Origin of the sequence: Lelliottia sp. JS-SCA-14 (assembly GCF_035593345.1) — a bacterium.
Taxonomy (GTDB): domain Bacteria; phylum Pseudomonadota; class Gammaproteobacteria; order Enterobacterales; family Enterobacteriaceae; genus Enterobacter; species Enterobacter wanjuensis.
The window spans coordinates 2415404-2430996 of record NZ_CP141606.1 but is presented as its reverse complement, the minus strand read 5'-3'; the positions used below and the strand labels follow the sequence as shown (position 1 = coordinate 2430996).

18 protein-coding genes are annotated in these 15593 nt (G+C 56.5%); 9 read left to right on the top strand and 9 right to left on the bottom strand.

Going from position 1 to position 15593, the window contains the following annotated elements; genetic code table 11:
- Positions 1-147: 147 nt before the first annotated feature.
- From U9O48_RS11390 to sad, 5 genes are all read right to left on the bottom strand, one after another.
- Positions 148-1596 (bottom strand): diguanylate cyclase, encoded by a 1449-nt coding sequence (locus U9O48_RS11390; protein WP_324724349.1) that lies wholly within the window; start codon positions 1594-1596, stop codon positions 148-150.
- A 109-nt stretch (positions 1597-1705) separates the two neighbouring features.
- Complete coding sequence (locus tag U9O48_RS11385) at positions 1706-2068, bottom strand: DUF4186 domain-containing protein (protein ID WP_324724348.1); 363 nt, start codon at positions 2066-2068, stop codon at positions 1706-1708.
- On the bottom strand, positions 2068-2994 hold the full coding sequence (glsB, locus tag U9O48_RS11380; protein WP_324724347.1) for a glutaminase B: 927 nt from the start codon (positions 2992-2994) through the stop codon (positions 2068-2070). Before glsB ends, U9O48_RS11385 begins: the two co-directional genes overlap by 1 nt.
- 63 nt (positions 2995-3057) lie before the next feature.
- A complete protein-coding gene (locus U9O48_RS11375; protein WP_324724346.1) occupies positions 3058-4635 on the bottom strand; it encodes a methyl-accepting chemotaxis protein in 1578 nt (525 codons plus the stop codon).
- Positions 4636-4744: 109 nt separating this feature from the next.
- Positions 4745-6133 (bottom strand): succinate-semialdehyde dehydrogenase, encoded by a 1389-nt coding sequence (sad, locus tag U9O48_RS11370; RefSeq protein ID WP_324724345.1) that lies wholly within the window; start codon positions 6131-6133, stop codon positions 4745-4747.
- A 99-nt stretch (positions 6134-6232) separates the two neighbouring features.
- Here sad and ptrR point away from each other — a divergent pair, with 99 nt between their 5' ends.
- Entirely contained in the window at positions 6233-7111 is an 879-nt protein-coding gene (ptrR, locus tag U9O48_RS11365; RefSeq protein ID WP_285150487.1) for a putrescine utilization regulator PtrR, read from the top strand.
- On the opposite strand, the gene U9O48_RS11360 is transcribed toward ptrR, so the two are convergent.
- Positions 7065-7547, bottom strand: coding sequence for a GNAT family N-acetyltransferase (locus U9O48_RS11360; RefSeq protein WP_324724344.1), 483 nt, complete (start codon positions 7545-7547; stop codon positions 7065-7067). The two genes, ptrR and U9O48_RS11360, sit on opposite strands and share 47 nt — an antisense overlap.
- 199 nt (positions 7548-7746) lie before the next feature.
- Here U9O48_RS11360 and U9O48_RS11355 point away from each other — a divergent pair, with 199 nt between their 5' ends.
- From U9O48_RS11355 to U9O48_RS11345, 3 genes are all read left to right on the top strand, one after another.
- On the top strand, positions 7747-8193 hold the full coding sequence (locus U9O48_RS11355) for a VOC family protein (protein WP_285144486.1): 447 nt from the start codon (positions 7747-7749) through the stop codon (positions 8191-8193).
- A gap of 98 nt (positions 8194-8291) precedes the next feature.
- Entirely contained in the window at positions 8292-8570 is a 279-nt protein-coding gene (locus U9O48_RS11350; protein WP_285150484.1) for a type II toxin-antitoxin system RelE/ParE family toxin, read from the top strand.
- Positions 8570-8884, top strand: a complete 315-nt coding sequence (locus U9O48_RS11345; RefSeq protein ID WP_285150483.1) for a HigA family addiction module antitoxin — start codon at positions 8570-8572, stop codon at positions 8882-8884. Before U9O48_RS11350 ends, U9O48_RS11345 begins: the two co-directional genes overlap by 1 nt.
- 47 nt (positions 8885-8931) lie before the next feature.
- On the opposite strand, the gene U9O48_RS11340 is transcribed toward U9O48_RS11345, so the two are convergent.
- Positions 8932-9726, bottom strand: a complete 795-nt coding sequence (locus tag U9O48_RS11340; protein WP_285150482.1) for a PhzF family phenazine biosynthesis protein — start codon at positions 9724-9726, stop codon at positions 8932-8934.
- Between the two features lie 175 nt (positions 9727-9901).
- On the opposite strand from U9O48_RS11340, the gene U9O48_RS11335 reads away from it, so the two are divergent.
- Entirely contained in the window at positions 9902-11098 is a 1197-nt protein-coding gene (locus U9O48_RS11335; protein ID WP_324724343.1) for a sugar transporter, read from the top strand.
- Between the two features lie 77 nt (positions 11099-11175).
- On the opposite strand, the gene U9O48_RS11330 is transcribed toward U9O48_RS11335, so the two are convergent.
- On the bottom strand, positions 11176-11841 hold the full coding sequence (locus tag U9O48_RS11330) for a MarC family NAAT transporter (protein WP_282495263.1): 666 nt from the start codon (positions 11839-11841) through the stop codon (positions 11176-11178).
- A gap of 257 nt (positions 11842-12098) precedes the next feature.
- Between U9O48_RS11330 and marR the strand changes: the two genes are divergently transcribed.
- From marR to marB, 3 genes are read left to right on the top strand one after another with little or no spacing between them, the layout of a single operon-like run.
- Complete coding sequence (gene marR / locus U9O48_RS11325; RefSeq protein ID WP_100780183.1) at positions 12099-12533, top strand: multiple antibiotic resistance transcriptional regulator MarR; 435 nt, start codon at positions 12099-12101, stop codon at positions 12531-12533.
- A gap of 18 nt (positions 12534-12551) precedes the next feature.
- The gene (marA, locus tag U9O48_RS11320; protein WP_146052590.1) at positions 12552-12935 is read left to right on the top strand and encodes an MDR efflux pump AcrAB transcriptional activator MarA; all 384 of its coding nucleotides are present in this window, start codon (positions 12552-12554) and stop codon (positions 12933-12935) included.
- A gap of 31 nt (positions 12936-12966) precedes the next feature.
- Complete coding sequence (gene marB / locus U9O48_RS11315) at positions 12967-13185, top strand: multiple antibiotic resistance protein MarB (protein WP_282495264.1); 219 nt, start codon at positions 12967-12969, stop codon at positions 13183-13185.
- A 33-nt stretch (positions 13186-13218) separates the two neighbouring features.
- Here the strand turns inward: marB and eamA are convergent, their stop codons facing one another.
- Complete coding sequence (gene eamA, locus U9O48_RS11310; RefSeq protein ID WP_282495265.1) at positions 13219-14118, bottom strand: O-acetylserine/cysteine exporter; 900 nt, start codon at positions 14116-14118, stop codon at positions 13219-13221.
- Positions 14119-14306: 188 nt separating this feature from the next.
- On the opposite strand from eamA, the gene ydeE reads away from it, so the two are divergent.
- Positions 14307-15500, top strand: a complete 1194-nt coding sequence (gene ydeE, locus U9O48_RS11305; protein WP_285144489.1) for an efflux MFS transporter YdeE — start codon at positions 14307-14309, stop codon at positions 15498-15500.
- The last annotated feature ends 93 nt before the right edge of the window (positions 15501-15593 follow it).

Genomic DNA, 15593 nt, shown 5'->3' with positions numbered 1-15593 from the left:
GTTTTTACTCAGTTTATCAATTCCGTTCATCACGCGATTTTTCCGATGTGTTATCCCCGGTATCTTATTGAGCTTAAAAATACGTAGCAAGCAATTTATCAGCAATTTGATAACATCCAGACCGCATTGCGCCTGGGGTGGATGCGTTTACACCTGCTCCGGACTTTTTTGCACTTCTGCGACCAGCGGATCGTCGGGTTGACGCGCACTGGTACGATTTCGCCCCGCTTTTTTCGAACGATAGAGATACTCATCGGCTTCGGCCATCAGCTTATTAAAGACCTCCGTCAGCTGCCAGGATTCCGCTTTCGCACTGCCGAGACCAATACTCACGGTCAGAAACAGGGTTTGCTGACGCCAGCTGAACGGATGCGAAGCAACAGCTTCTCTGATGCGTTCCGCCAGCTCAAATCCCTGACGGGCATCGACAGAATTCACCACGACCGCAAACTCCTCCCCACCCATGCGCGCCACCAGCCCATCTTCGCCGACCTCCTGCTGCACTTTACCGGCGAATTCGGCCAGCACCCGGTCGCCGCACTCATGACCGTAGTTATCGTTAATACTTTTGAAATAATCGATATCGAGCAGCATCACCGTCAGAAAACGCGGATGACGATGGGACTCTTCATTTTTCAGCGCTTCATAAAGGCCGGAACGGGAGTAGACGCGGGTCAGAAAATCGTAATCCGCGCGCAGAGAGACCTGATGAATAAGCGAGTTGATCGCCGCCACGCTCACGGAAACCATCACCGGGCAAATCGCCATGGTGGCAATCCCCAGGCGCGCAGAGAACATCATCGGCGTCGAGAGCGGCGCGGCGACGGCGATATTAATAATCGAATTCGCCACCAGGATGATCTCCACCCCGCCCGTCACAAACGTCAGCAGACAGGTCGCGGGCAGTGAATAGCGCACCGCACACCAGATCAGCGCCGGCAGCGGAAAGGCCAGGCTGCCCGCCCCGCCGATCACCACCGAGGCCGCCACCGACACGATCAGCGCCAGCACCGGCATAAAATGATCTACCCGAACAGGATGTTTAATCTCCGGGATTTTGACCGTTAACAGACACGGCAGAATCAGCACGCCCGTCGAGAACTGCTCGCTGAACCAGTCGGCAAACAGCGGCCAGAAGGTTTGACTGTCAATGCCGACCGAGCCCATCGCCCCCACCAGCGCACACAGCAATGCGGCGAGCAGGCAGAAGTTAAACAGGCGCAACGCATTGATTGGGTCAGGCGTCGCGCGCCCACGGCGTCGGTCCCGCGTGACCAGCAGGGCCACGGTGACAATAAACATCATATTGGAGAGGTTGATCACCACCGAGGCGATGCCCCAGTTGGTCGTCACCGCGTCGTACAACAGCATCGCGACATACGACACCGCGTAATAATGGAGGCGATTCAGATAAGCATAGCGGGCAAAAACGCCCGCCATCACGCCATTCAGTGGCCAGAACAGTGAGAGCGCTTCCACCAGACGCAATTCCGCGCCGATAAAATAGAACAGCGTGGTAAGAATGAAAATCCCGACCGCGTTACGCAGTGGATTGTCGGGAAGAAAAGGCTTAAAGGAGGTCAGGGAAGATCGCATCAAATATCAATCCATATAATCGCTTAGCGCAATTATTTCGCGGTCATCAGCAGGAATAGTAAAAGATTAGCACGTATCTATAACATACATGCCCGGCATGCATAACCCATCAACCTTTGGAGTTCATCTCCAGCACCAGCCAGTGGTGGATCACCGTCACAATGTAGTGCTGCTGCTCTGCACTGAGCGCCTGCCCCTGAGGGATTTGATGCCACTTCGCGAGGCAGCCGCGACAGCAGGTTGCCGTCGCATGCTGGGCGATAAAGACCGGATGTCCGCGCATCGGCGTCTGTTTGCCGTCATTCACCGGAGTCGCCGCCGCGAGACGACGGGCCACAAAATCGGCGGCATGTTGATCAATCGTCTCCGCCCCTTTGTCCCAACAATACTGCCGCTCTTTCGGACCGAGCTTAAAGCGCGAACGAAACGTGGAACGCGCCAGGCGGGCAAACAGATCGTCGAGCGTGTTCATCAGTAAACTGAACGCCCCAGTCGCTGGGTCAGTTGTTCCAGCACCGCCACGCCTGCCAGCGAATTACCGGCGTCGTCCAGCTCCGGACTCCAGACGGCAATCGCCATCTCGTGCGGCACAATCGCCACCACGCCGCCGCCCACGCCTGATTTCGCAGGCAGCCCCACGCGCCAGGCAAACTCCCCGGCGTTCTGATACATCCCGCTGGTCGCCATCAGGGCATTCACCTGCCGCGCCTGCATCGGCGTCACAACCGCCTGATTATGCAGGGTGGAAAAGCCCTGATCGGCCAGAAACATAAAGGTACGCGCCAGCTCCACGCAGCTCATTTTCAGCGCGCAGTAGTGGAAATAGTTTTGCAGGACCGTCGCGACATCATTGTGGAAATTGCCGAAGGATTTCATCAGCCAGGCGATGGCGGCGTTTCGCGCCGAATGTTCAAACTCAGAACGCGCGACGGTCGCGTCATAGCTCAGATCCGACACCCCGCTCAGCTCGCGCACAATCTCCAGCATCCGCTGGCGCGGGGCACTAAGGCGGCTCTGCAGCATGTCGCACACCACCAGCGCACCGGCGTTGATAAACGGGTTACGCGGTTTGCCCTGCTCGATTTCCAGCTGCAACAGCGAGTTAAACGGCTGACCAGAGGGATCTTTTCCGACCCGCTGCCAGATCTCGTCTTCGTCGTACTGACGCATCGCCGCCACCAGGCTCAGCACTTTGGAGATCGACTGAATCGAAAAGCGCTCGGCGGCATCACCGGCCTGATACAGCTCGCCCTTCACGGTACAAATCGCGATGCCCAGCTTATTGCCGCTGACGCACGCCAGCGCCGGAATGTAATCGGCAACTTTTCCCTGCCCAATTAACGGGCGAACCTGGGCCAGAATCTCTTCCAGCATCTGATTATCAATGACCGCAGCCACATGTTGCTCCTTGCCTGGAGGCCAAAAACGGGCTGCGAGTATAACAGAGGCGAATGTGTCGCGTCAGGCAGGAAGACGAAAACGCGAAACCGCCTGCATCAGCAGATAGGACTCATCATGCAGCCGACGCGAGGCTTGCGACGCGGTCGAGACCAGCACGTCGGTCTGCTGCGACACCTGATTCAACGCCTGCAACTGGCGCGTCATCTGATGAATGCTGTCCCCCTGGCTCAGGGTCGCCGCGGAGATGTCATCCAGCAGGCTGCTCAGATTCGCCACCAGCCCGGTCACCTGCTGGAGATTGTTCTCCAGTTTCACCACCGCTTTTGAACCGTCCTCAATGCCCTGCAGCGAGTGATTGATCAGCTCCTGAATGGTTTGCGTCGAGTGGCTGCTCTTTCTCGCCAGCAGCCCGACTTCACGCGCCACCACCGCAAACCCGCGCCCCTGATTGCCCGCGTGAGCGGCTTCAATGGCAGCATTCAGCGCCAGAATGTTGGTCTGGAACGCCACGCTGTCGATCATCGAGACGATCCCGCGCATCTCCGAGGATCGCTCGACGATCGCCTGCATCGACGCATTTACCATGGACATCATAATATCGCCGCCCGCCGCCGTCTGGCGCGCCTCGTCCGCGCGGGAACTGGCGAGCTTCGCATAGCCGGTATTGCCCTCTACGTGCGTTTCCAGGGTGGCGATATGCGCCGTGACGTCGCTCAGCTCCTGGGCCTGACGCGCGGACTGCTGATACAGTTTCTGATTCCCTTCCGCCAGCTCGCCAATATTCTCCACCATCGAAGTGGTAGCATCGCTCACCTGCGTGACCAGCTGCTGCAGGCCGCGCTGCATAGTCGTAATACTGGTGCTTAGCTGGCCGATCTCACGGTTAAAGCCGTTCACCTGCGGCGCACTACCGGAGAGGTCGCCCGCCGCGAGCTGATTGATATGGGCGATCAATTTGCGCAGCGGGGTGATCACCCAGCGTGACATCCCAAACCAGACGGCCACCGCAATCAGGAGCAACACCACCGGCGCCAGCAGGAACAGCGACTGCAGATCCGACAGGCGGTTCATCAGGGACTGACGTCCGTCGCCCGCCCGCTGCTCGCTTGCAAGCTGATAGCGCGCGTAGTTGTCGTTGAAATCGGTCTGAAACGCCTGGGCGGGCACCGCAAAAAAGGCGTCGATGGAATTCGTCTTCACCAGCCCTTCCGCCTGCTCGTTGATCGCCCCGTAGAACAGCTGATAGCTGTTGATCAGCGCGTCGTCTTTCGGCGGATTGAGCGCCAGCCACGCATTCCACGCCTGCTGCGAGGCACTTAGCGCCTTTTTCGCTTCGTCCATCAGGCTGTTCCAGCTCCCCTCCGAGCCGGTCTCTTTATCCTGCATAAAATAGACGCCCGAACGGTTGAGCAGATCGCTTGCCGCCAGCAGCGAGACGCGCGCCAGATCCAGTTTGCTCTGCTGCTGTTGCGCCAGCTGATTTTGTTGTTCGTTGCGTTGAGCGTCGCGAAGCGAGGCGGTCAGGAGAATCGACGAGGAGAGTTGTAATGCGGAAAAGAGCCCGATAATACAAAAGATGCCGGCCAGGAGACCAAACTGGCGCTTCGCAATACGGCTAAAAATTTGCGTTAGGTTCATAATATTCTTCTGTAACAGTACGTTAGACGCGTGCGAGTCTACGAAACCTAAATGACAGAACCATGACACAAAAATGACAAAGGCCTTCACAGAGAAGGCCTTCAATTGACTACACGCGGTCTTTCCAGACGGTCTGGATATTGCAGAATTCATGCAGACCGAAGTGGGACAGCTCGCGACCAAAGCCGCTTTTCTTCACCCCGCCAAAGGCCACGCGCGCATCGCTGGCGCTGAAGCCATTGATGAACACTCCGCCGCACTCGAGCTGGCGAGCAAAGGCATCGGCACGCTGTTGATCCGCCGTGAAGATCGTCGCCGAGAGGCCAAAGTCACTGTCGTTCGCAAGTGTGAGGGCATGGTCTGCGTCTTTCGCGATAGTGATAGCCGCCACCGGGCCAAACAGCTCCTGACGGAACGCGGTCATCTCTGAGGTGACATTCCCGAGCACGGTCGCCGGATAGTAATTCCCCGCCCCCGCGACTTTTTCACCACCGAGCAACAGCGTAGCGCCTTCAGCAAGCGTCGCCTGCACCTGCTGATGCAGCTCATCGCGCAGATCGAAACGTGCCATCGGCCCGAGATAGTGCTCTTCGTTCTCGGGGGCTCCCATCCTGAGCGCTGCCGCTGCGGCGACGAAGCGTTCGGTAAACTGCTCCGCAATGCCCTCTTCGACGATAAAGCGTTTGGCCGCGGCGCAAACCTGTCCGGTATTCTGATAGCGTCCGGTCACCGCCGCTTTCACCGCCAGATCCAGATCCGCATCGTTGAGCACGATAAAGGGATCGGACCCGCCGAGCTCCAGCACGCATTTTTTCAGCGCCGCAGCCGCCTGTGCACCAATCGCCGCCCCGGCGCGCACGCTCCCGGTCACGGTAATGGCAGCGATGCGACGATCGTTAATCGCCTGACTTACGCCGTCGTTGGTGGCGTTCACCCAGCCAAACACCCCTTGCGGGAAACCGGCGTCATCGAAGATCTCACCGATAAGCGTCGCGGAGCCGAGGACGTTGGGCGCATGTTTAAGCAGATAGCTGTTTCCGGCGAGCAGAATCGGCACCGCGCCGCGCAGCACCTGCCACAGAGGGAAGTTCCACGGCATTACCGCCAGAATCGGCCCCAGCGGGCGATACTCAATCACGGCTTTCTGGTTTTCAACCAGCGTCGGTTCAGTCGCCAGCATCGCCTGGCCGTGTTCGGCATACCAGTCGCACAGACCAGCGGATTTAGTGACTTCGGCGCGCGCCTGCAAAATGGGTTTACCCATCTCGCGGGACATCATCTGCGCCATCTCTTCCGCCCGCGCTCGCAGCGCCGAACCGAGGTCACGAAGTTTCTGCGCGCGATGAGCCACCGTTGCATTTCTCCACTCACGGAAACCGCGATCCGCCAGCGCTATCGCCTGATCGACCTCCGCCGTCTTGGCCCACGGATAAGCGGCAAGCGTTTCGCCAGTCGCCGGATTGATCGACAGCGCATGGGTCTCTGATGAATAAGTCATAATCTTCTCCACGTCATAGGGGTTGATTGATTGTGGCTTACTCTGCTATTTCTTAAAAATGAATAATACTGACTCACTTATTCACGAAAAGAGAATGCTATGGATTTAACTCAGCTTGAAATGTTTAACGCCGTGGCGCAGACCGGGAGCATCACTCAGGCGGCGCAGAAGGTGCATCGCGTGCCATCGAACCTCACGACGCGTATCCGTCAGCTGGAGGCGGATCTGGGCGTCGAGTTGTTTATCCGTGAAAACCAGCGTTTGCGCCTCTCTCCCGCCGGGCATAACTTCCTGCGCTACAGCAAGCAGATCCTCGCCCTGGTCGATGAAGCGCGGATGGTGGTCGCCGGTGACGAACCGCAGGGACTGTTTGCCCTCGGCGCGCTGGAGAGTACCGCGGCGGTGCGGATCCCTGAATCCCTGGCGCAGTTTAACCAGCGTTATCCGCGCATTCAGTTTGCGCTTTCCACTGGCCCTTCCGGGACGATGATCGACGGCGTACTCGAGGGGACGCTCAGCGCGGCCTTTGTCGACGGACCGCTGTCGCACCCGGAGCTGGACGGGATGCCGGTGTATCAGGAAGAGATGATGCTGGTGGCCGCCGCCGGACATGAAAAGGTGACCCGCGCCACCCAGGTGAGCGGTCGCGACGTCTACGCGTTTCGCGCCAACTGTTCCTATCGTCGGCATCTGGAGAGCTGGTTTCATGCAGACCGGGCGATGCCGGGGCGAATTCATGAGATGGAGTCGTACCACGGCATGCTCGCCTGCGTGATTGCGGGTGCCGGAATTGCGCTGATGCCCCGATCGATGCTGGAGAGCATGCCGGGGCATCTTCAGGTCGAGGCCTGGCCGCTGGCGGAAAACTGGCGCTGGCTCACGACCTGGCTGGTGTGGCGACGCGGCGCGATGACGCGTCAGCTTGAGGCGTTTATAGCACTGCTAAACGAACGTCAGCCACCAGCGCCTTCTCCATAAACAGGCTGAGCGGATCTTCTGCGTAAGGCGGGAACGCCGTGCGAACGTGATATCCGCAGCGTTCATACAGCTGAATCGCCGCCTGCTGCTTAATGCCCGTTTCGAGGCGCAGGGTGTGGCAGTGGCGGCTCAGTGCTTCGTCCTCCAGCGCCGCCAGCAGTTTCTCCCCCAGCTTTTGCCCGCGATGAGTGGGATCGATATACACCCGCTTCATCTCCCCGCTGCCGTCACCGTTGAGCACAATCGCCCCGCAGCCCACGGCATTGAGCTGGTTATCACGGATCACCATCATCAGCAGCGACCCCGTCGCCAGTTGGGTGAGATCGATCAGATGATTACTTTCCGCCGGGTAAAGTTCGGTTTGATAACGGTCCAGAGCGGCGATCAGCGCCAGAATATCCGGATGAGAGGCAGATTCAGAGGTAATGGAATACATGGCAGGCTCCTTTTGTTGTTTGTTATCAACATAGCCGCCTCGCGATGCCATTGGTCATACTGTTAACTTATCTTTCTTGAGGATAATCCAACAAAGAGTGCCAAAAATGCGAGTAACTGTAATTATATACAGTATTTATTTTTAACCCGCGCTATTATGCCCTTCGTTCGCCAACAACGGCCCTCAGAAGGAGACTGAAATGAAAAAACTGGACTGGTTTAACAACGTTGAAAATCGCACTCACCCGTGGGAAGGCATGGGGCTCACCTGGCTGACGACCGCCCTCAACGTAGCGGATGTCCGCGCGGCCGTGGATTTCTACACGGGCGCGATGGGTATGGTGGCGATCGCCGAGCTGGAAGGTGAAAACGGCGAACTGCTGTTTGCCCGTATTCGCTATCGCGGCACCAACTTCACGCTTAACCAGGAGGGCTGGGATTCGGAGTTGAGTAGCCCACAAACCTCCGGCACTCCGACGCCGTTTATCTTCTATCTCTATGTAGATGATGCCGTCGCGCTGGTCGGTGAGATGGTACAGGCCGGTGCGACGGTGCTGAAAGAACCCGCGGAGATGTTCTGGGGGGATTTGAAAGCCCGCGTCCAGGACCCCTTCGGCTTTATCTGGGATGTGGCGCAGAAGATCTAAAAGACTTTGCCATCTGGGTTCTACTCTGACTTTCTCAATATTGCAGAGCGTGTAATACGGCGGTATATTGTTACACGCCGTGTAACACGGATTTGACGATGATTAAATCATTCAAACACAAAGGATTGAAGCAGCTCTTTGAGAAAGGTGTGACTTCTGGGTTACCCGCTCAGGACGCTGACAGGATAAATGACCGGTTACAGGCCATTGACACTGCCACTAGCATTGACGAATTAAATCGCCCCATTTACAAGTTACATCCGCTAAAAGGCGACCGGGAAGGCTGCTGGTCTATCACTGTCAGAGCGAACTGGCGTATCACGTTCCAGTTCATAAACGGTGACGCATACATATTGAATTACGAGGATTATCACTAATGAGACAGTTTAAAATTTCCCATCCTGGCGAAATCATTGCGCGTGATTTGGCTGACATGGGCGTTAGTGGTCGCCGTTTTGCGCTCAATATCGGTGTGACTCCCGCTACCGTTTCCCGCCTCCTTGCCGGAAAAACAGCTTTAACGCCTGCACTCGCCATTCGTGTTGCTGCCGCGCTGGGCAGCACGCCAGAATTCTGGCTTCGGCTTCAGGGAGATTATGACCTGCGACAGCTCGAAGACCAGATTGACACCTCAGGCATCATCTCATACGGCAAACAGGATGATTCCCCTCAGAGTAAGCCAACGCACTAAACAATGAAAAATGCCCGCATCGCGGGCATCTTAAGCGGATATACCCCCTACTGGCGCAGGAAGATTTTGCCCTTCAGGTACAACGTGGCTTGCCCACCAATCAGCACGCGGTCGCCCTGTAGCTCGCAGCGCAAATCGCCGCCGCGGGCCGACACCTGGCGAGCCTGCAGCTGGGTTTTACCGAGTTTTTCGCTCCAGTAAGGGATCAGCATACTGTGGGTGGAGCCGGTCACCGGATCTTCCGGAACGCCCTCGCCAGGGCAGAAGAAGCGGCTGACAAAATCCACTTCGTCACCCGGTGCGGTGATGCACACCATCTTATCCAGCGGGATCATCGCCGAGATATCCGGGTCAATCGCTTCGACCTGCTGCTGGTTCTCCAGCACCACCATATAGTCGCGCGCCACGCGGACTTCTTTTGCGGCGGTGATGCCCAGCGAATAAAACAGCAAGGCAGGCGCGTTATCAACAGCTTCACTTGCCCAGGCCGGGAAGTTGAGGGTCAGCCAGTCGCCGTTGCGCTTGACGGTCAGTTTGCCGACAAAGCGCGTCGAAAACTCGATCTCCGTGTGCGGGTAATCGAGGTATTCAAAAATCACATGCGACGCCGCGAGCGTGGCGTGGCCGCACAGATCGATCTCATACTGCGTGGTGAACCAGCGCAGTTCAAAACCGTCGTCGGTGCGCACGAAAAATGCTGTCTCCGACTGGTTGTGTTGTTTCGCCATGCTGAGCAGCGTCTCGTCCGGAAGCCACTCTTCCAGCGGGCAAACCGCGGCCGCATTCCCACCAAAGGCTTTGTCGGTGAAGGCATCCACCAGATAAAAATCAATTTCGTGCATTGTCGTACCGCCTGTTTTTATTGTGCTGTTGCTTATCTTCAAGGAAAACAACGCCCTTCGCTACGGGCTGGATAAGGTAAATTATGAGATCTGCATCACATAATGGTTGTCTTTTCGCCAGCGAAGGCTTTAAGATCGCCTTCTCATCTTTTCAGCAACGAATCCCTCTATATCTATGACAATGAACACGGTTTCCCGCAAGGTCGCGTGGCTACGTGTGGTCACGCTTGCCATCGCTGCATTTATCTTTAATACCACGGAGTTCGTCCCCGTCGGTTTGCTATCTGATATTGCTAAAAGTTTCCAGATGGAAACGGCGCAGGTCGGGATCATGCTGACCATCTACGCCTGGGTAGTGGCGTTGATGTCCCTGCCCTTTATGCTGCTCACCAGCCAGATGGAGCGGCGCAAACTGCTGATCGGTCTCTTCGTGCTGTTCATCGCCAGCCACGTACTGTCGTTCCTCGCCTGGAACTTTACGGTGCTGGTGATGAGCCGCATCGGTATCGCCTTTGCCCACGCTATTTTCTGGTCGATAACGGCGTCGCTGGCGATTCGTCTTGCTCCGGCGGGAAAACGCGCTCAGGCCCTGAGCCTGCTGGCGACCGGCACCGCGCTGGCGATGGTGCTCGGTCTGCCGATCGGGCGTATCGTCGGGCAGTATTTCGGCTGGCGCACCACCTTCTTTGCCATCGGCATGGGGGCGCTGATCACTCTGCTGTGCCTGATCAAGCTTCTGCCGAAATTACCGAGCGAACACTCTGGCTCGCTGAAGAGTCTGCCGCTGCTGTTCCGCCGCCCGGCGCTGATGAGCATTTATCTGCTGACCGTGGTGGTAGTCACCGCCCACTACACGGCCTACAGCTATATTGAACCTTTTGTGCAGGTTGTCGCGGGCTTTAGCGCCAGTTTCGCCACGGTTCTGCTGTTACTCCTCGGCGGGGCCGGCATCATCGGCAGCCTCCTGTTTGGCAAACTGGGCAATAAACACGCTTCGCTGCTGGTGAGCGGCGCTATCGGGGTGTTGATGCTGTGCCTGGTGTTGCTGATGCCTGCGGCGGGCAGCGAAACCCATCTGGCGATACTGAGTATTTGTTGGGGCGTGGCGATGATGATCATCGGCCTTGGCATGCAGGTGAAAGTCCTGGCCCTGGCACCGGATGCCACGGATGTGGCGATGTCGCTCTTCTCGGGGATTTTCAATCTAGGGATTGGCGCGGGCGCGCTGGTGGGAAATCAAATCAGCCTGCATTTTTCGATGTCGGCGATTGGCTATCTCGGGGCGATTCCGGCGCTGGCGGCGTTGATCTGGTCGATTCTGATCTTCCGCAAATGGCCGGTGGCGCTGGAAGAGCAGACGGATCGAGGGTAGTTTTTTTGCCGGGCGGCGCTGCGCTTACCCGGCCTACAAAACACGTAGGCCCGTGCAAGCGTAGCGCCGCCGGGCAATCAAGGGTAAGTCTTAATAATTTCCAGCACGCCGTTAATAATAAACTGCACGCCCATACAGACCAGCAGGAAGCCCATCAGGCGGGAAATCGCCTCGATTCCACCCTTGCCGACCCAGCGCATGATCGCGCCGGAACTGCGCAAACATCCCCACAAAATCACGCCGATAATCGCGAAGATCAGCGGCGGCGCCACCATGACCACCCACGCCGAAAACGTCGTGCCGTCACGCACCGTTGACGCGGAGCTGATGATCATCGCAATCGTCCCTGGCCCCGCCGTGCTTGGCATGGCGAGCGGAACAAAGGCGATATTGGCGGAAGGTTCAGACTCCATCTCTTCCGATTTGCTTTTCGCTTCCGGCGATTCATGCGCTTTATGCGCCGGGAACAGCATGCGGAAACCGATAAAGGCGACGATCAAGCCCCCCGCAATACGTAACCCGGGAATCGAAATTCCGAAGGTGTTCATCACCACCTGCCCGGCGTAATAGGCCACCATCATGATGATGAAAACGTACACCGAGGCCATTAACGACTGGTGGTTACGTTCGGCGCTGTTCATGTTCCCTGCCAGCCCCAGGAACAACGCCACGGTTGTTAACGGGTTCGCCAGCGGCAACAGCACCACCAGCCCAAGTCCTATTGCCTGAAATAATTCCACCATAGTGCGTTGTCGTCCTTATCCATAATCAACCCTCACAGTATACGGTGAAATGGCCGGACACAGCCATGATGAGAACGTAAGCAGTATTTTCCGCTGCAGACAGATAACCAGACGTTATGTTTATGATTTTAAAAGGCTCAAAAAAAGTTCATGAAACGTTTTAGCAAATCGTGGCATCGGACATTACATTCGGTTGACTTATACTTGCCTGAGCAATAATATCTGCCGTGACTAAACTACTTGCCAGGGCAACCATTGTGAAAAGCACCAGTGATCTCTTCAATGAAATTATTCCACTGGGCCGTCTTATTCATATGGTGAACCAGAAAAAAGATCGCCTGCTCAACGACTATCTGTCTCCGATGGACATCACCGCGACCCAGTTCAAAGTGCTGTGCTCCATTCGCTGCGAAGTGTGCATCACCCCGGTTGAGCTGAAAAAGGTGCTCTCTGTCGACCTTGGCGCGCTCACGCGCATGCTCGATCGTCTTGTCTGCAAAGGATGGATTGAAAGGCGACCTAACCCCAATGACAAACGCGGCGTACTGGTCCAGCTCACCAGCGATGGTGCGGCCATGTGCGAACGTTGTCATGAGTTAGTAGGACAAACCCTGCACCAGGAACTAACAAAAAACTTAACGGCGGATGAAGTGGTCACGCTTGAGCATTTGCTGAAGAAAATCCTGCCGTAAACAGAAAGAGGTATGACGATGTCCAGACGCAATAATGACGCGATCACTATTCATAGCATTTTGGACTGGATCGAAGAGAACCTGGAATCGCCGCTCTCACTTGAGAAAGTGTCCGAGCGTTCAGGTTACTCAAAATGGCACCTGCAACGGATGTTCAAAAAAGAGACCGGTCATTCTTTAGGGCAATATATTCGCAGCCGCAAGCTGACGGAAATTGCGCAGAAGCTGAAAGAGAGCAACGAGCCGATTCTGTATCTGGCCGAGCGTTACGGGTTTGAATCGCAACAGACCCTGACCCGCACGTTCAAGAACTATTTCGACGTGCCGCCGCACAAATACCGAATCACCAGTATGCCCGGTGAATCCCGTTATCTGCATCCGCTAACACACTGTAACTGCTAATCGCCTGTTTTAAGACGTAACCGAGGAAATCATGAAATTTATCGCCTCCGCCGCCCTCACCTTACTGGTGCTGGTCTCCGGCCAGACTTTTGCGGAGCAAACCACTCACGCTAACCAGCAGAACACGCGTACCGCGATGATTCTGCCGACCGCACACGAACAATCACCGTATGATTTCAATCATATGGGTGCGGGCAGCGACAAATCCGACGAATTAGGCGTGCCGTATTACAATCAGCACGACCTCTGATTCGTTTTTGCCCCGCGTATTGCGGGGCTTTTTTCATCCCCTGACTCGCGTCGTCCGACGCAAACGCAATCCAAACACGTTGATGTACAGCCCGGCCATGATTAGCACTGCGCCAATCAGCTGTAACGTCGTCAGTTTTTCGCCCAGCAAAATCGCCGCACTCGCCAGCCCCACCACCGGCACCAGGAGCGACAGCGGCGCCACGCGCCAGGTTTCGTAGCGCCCGAGCAGCGTACCCCAGATGCCATACCCGACAATCGTCGCGACAAACGCCAGATAGACCAGTGATAAAATGGTGGTCAGGTCGATCTCAATCAGGCTTTTCACCATCAACGCCGGGCCGTCAAACATCAGGGACGCAAGCATAAATGGCACCACGGGGATCAGCGCACTCCAGACCACCAGCGACATCACCGCCGGACGCGCCTCGTGCTGCATGATCAGCTTGTTAAAGATATTCCCGCACGCCCAGCTCAAACCTGCCGCCAGGGTCAGCATAAAGCCCAGCATCGCCACGTGCTGACCGTTCAGACTGGCTTCGGCCAGAACCAGTACGCCAAATACCGCCAGCGTAATCCCCGCCAGCTGCTTGCCCTGCAGACGCTCACCAAACACAAACGCGCCCAGAATGATGGTAAAGAACGCCTGCGCCTGCAGCACCAGCGAGGCCAGCCCCGCAGGCATGCCGAATTTGATCGCGCAAAACAGGAAGGCGAACTGCCCGAAGCTGATGGTCAGGCCGTAGCCGAGCAGCAGACGAAACGGGATCTTTGGGCGAGCGACGAAAAATAGCGCCGGGAAGGCCACCAGTAGAAAGCGCAAACCGGCCAGCATCAGCGGCGGCATGTTGTGCAGCCCCACTTTGATGACCACAAAATTCAGTCCCCATACCACGACCACCAGCAACGCCAGCAGTCCGTCTTTGCGCGTCATACCTTGCCCCTGATTATTAAATTTTTGTAAACAGATTCAAGGTAACGAAAAAAACGAAGGAGGAAAAGATCATTCATTCTGCCAATCAGACAAAGCACTGATGGAAAAATTGGGTGGTATACAACCCCCCTGATGGCGTGATAATCATTGAGACATAAAAAAAGCATAAGCATATGTCGGACAGGAAAATGAAATCATCACTCAGGCGCTCAACCGCAGCGTTGCTGGCTTCGTCGTTGTTATTAACCATCGGCCGTGGCGCGACGCTGCCCTTTATGACCATCTATCTCACGCGCGTTTATCAGATGAGCGTCGCGAACATCGGCTATGCCCTGACCATCGCCCTGACGATTGGCGTGGTGTTCAGCATGGGCTTTGGCATCCTGGCGGACAAGTTCGACAAAAAGCGCTACATGATGTTGTCGATACTGGCGTTTATCGCCGGTTTCGTGGCGATCCCGCTGGTGAATAATGTCACGCTGGTGGTGCTGTTCTTTGCCCTGATTAACTGCGCGTATTCCGTATTCTCGACGGTGCTCAAAGCCTGGTTCGCGGACGTGCTGACGCCGGGCGAGAAAGCGCGCGTATTTTCCCTTAACTACAGTTTTCTGAACATCGGCTGGACGATCGGCCCGCCGATTGGCACGCTGCTGGTGATGTACAGCCTGCAGCTGCCGTTCTGGCTGGCGGCCTTCTGCGCCGCGCTGCCGCTGGTGTTTATTCAGATGTATGTGCAGAAAAGCATTGCGGCGGATAGTGACAACGTCACCGTTCCGTGGCAGCCATCGGTTTTGCTGCGGGATAAAGCGCTGTTCTGGTATACGCTCTCCGGCCTGCTGGCTTCCTACGTGGGCGGCTCGTTTGCGAGCTGTATTTCTCAGTATGTGCTGGCGGCGGATTACACCAGTGAGTTCGCCGAAAAAGTGGTGGCCGTGGTGCTACCCGCTAACGCCGCGATGGTGGTGTCGCTGCAGTATTTCATTGGCCGTAAAATCAAGGCCAGCAATATTCGCCCGCTCATGGCTATCGGCACGCTCTTTTTCCTGCTCGGGCTGGGCGGGTTTATGCTTTCCGGCACCAATTTGATCTACTGGGGTATTGCTTCGGCGGTGTTTACCATCGGGGAGATTATTTATGCACCGGGTGAATACCTGCTGATTGATAACATCGCCCCGCCGGGGATGAAAGCGAGCTATTTCTCCGCACAGGCGCTCGGCTGGCTGGGGGCGGCGGCGAACCCGATGATTACCGGGTTGATCCTGACCCACCTGCCGCACTGGTCGCTGTTTGTGATTATGATGGTCGCGATTGTGGTCGCGTGGCTGATGATTTTGCGCGGGATGAGCGTGGAACCCTATGCCGAACGGGTGGAAACGGCGTAATGGCTGGTGCGGTCTGAAATGCCCGGTAGCGCTGCGCTTACCAGGCCTACAAAAGATGTCGGAATCGTAGGCCGGGTAAGGCGAAGCCGCCAC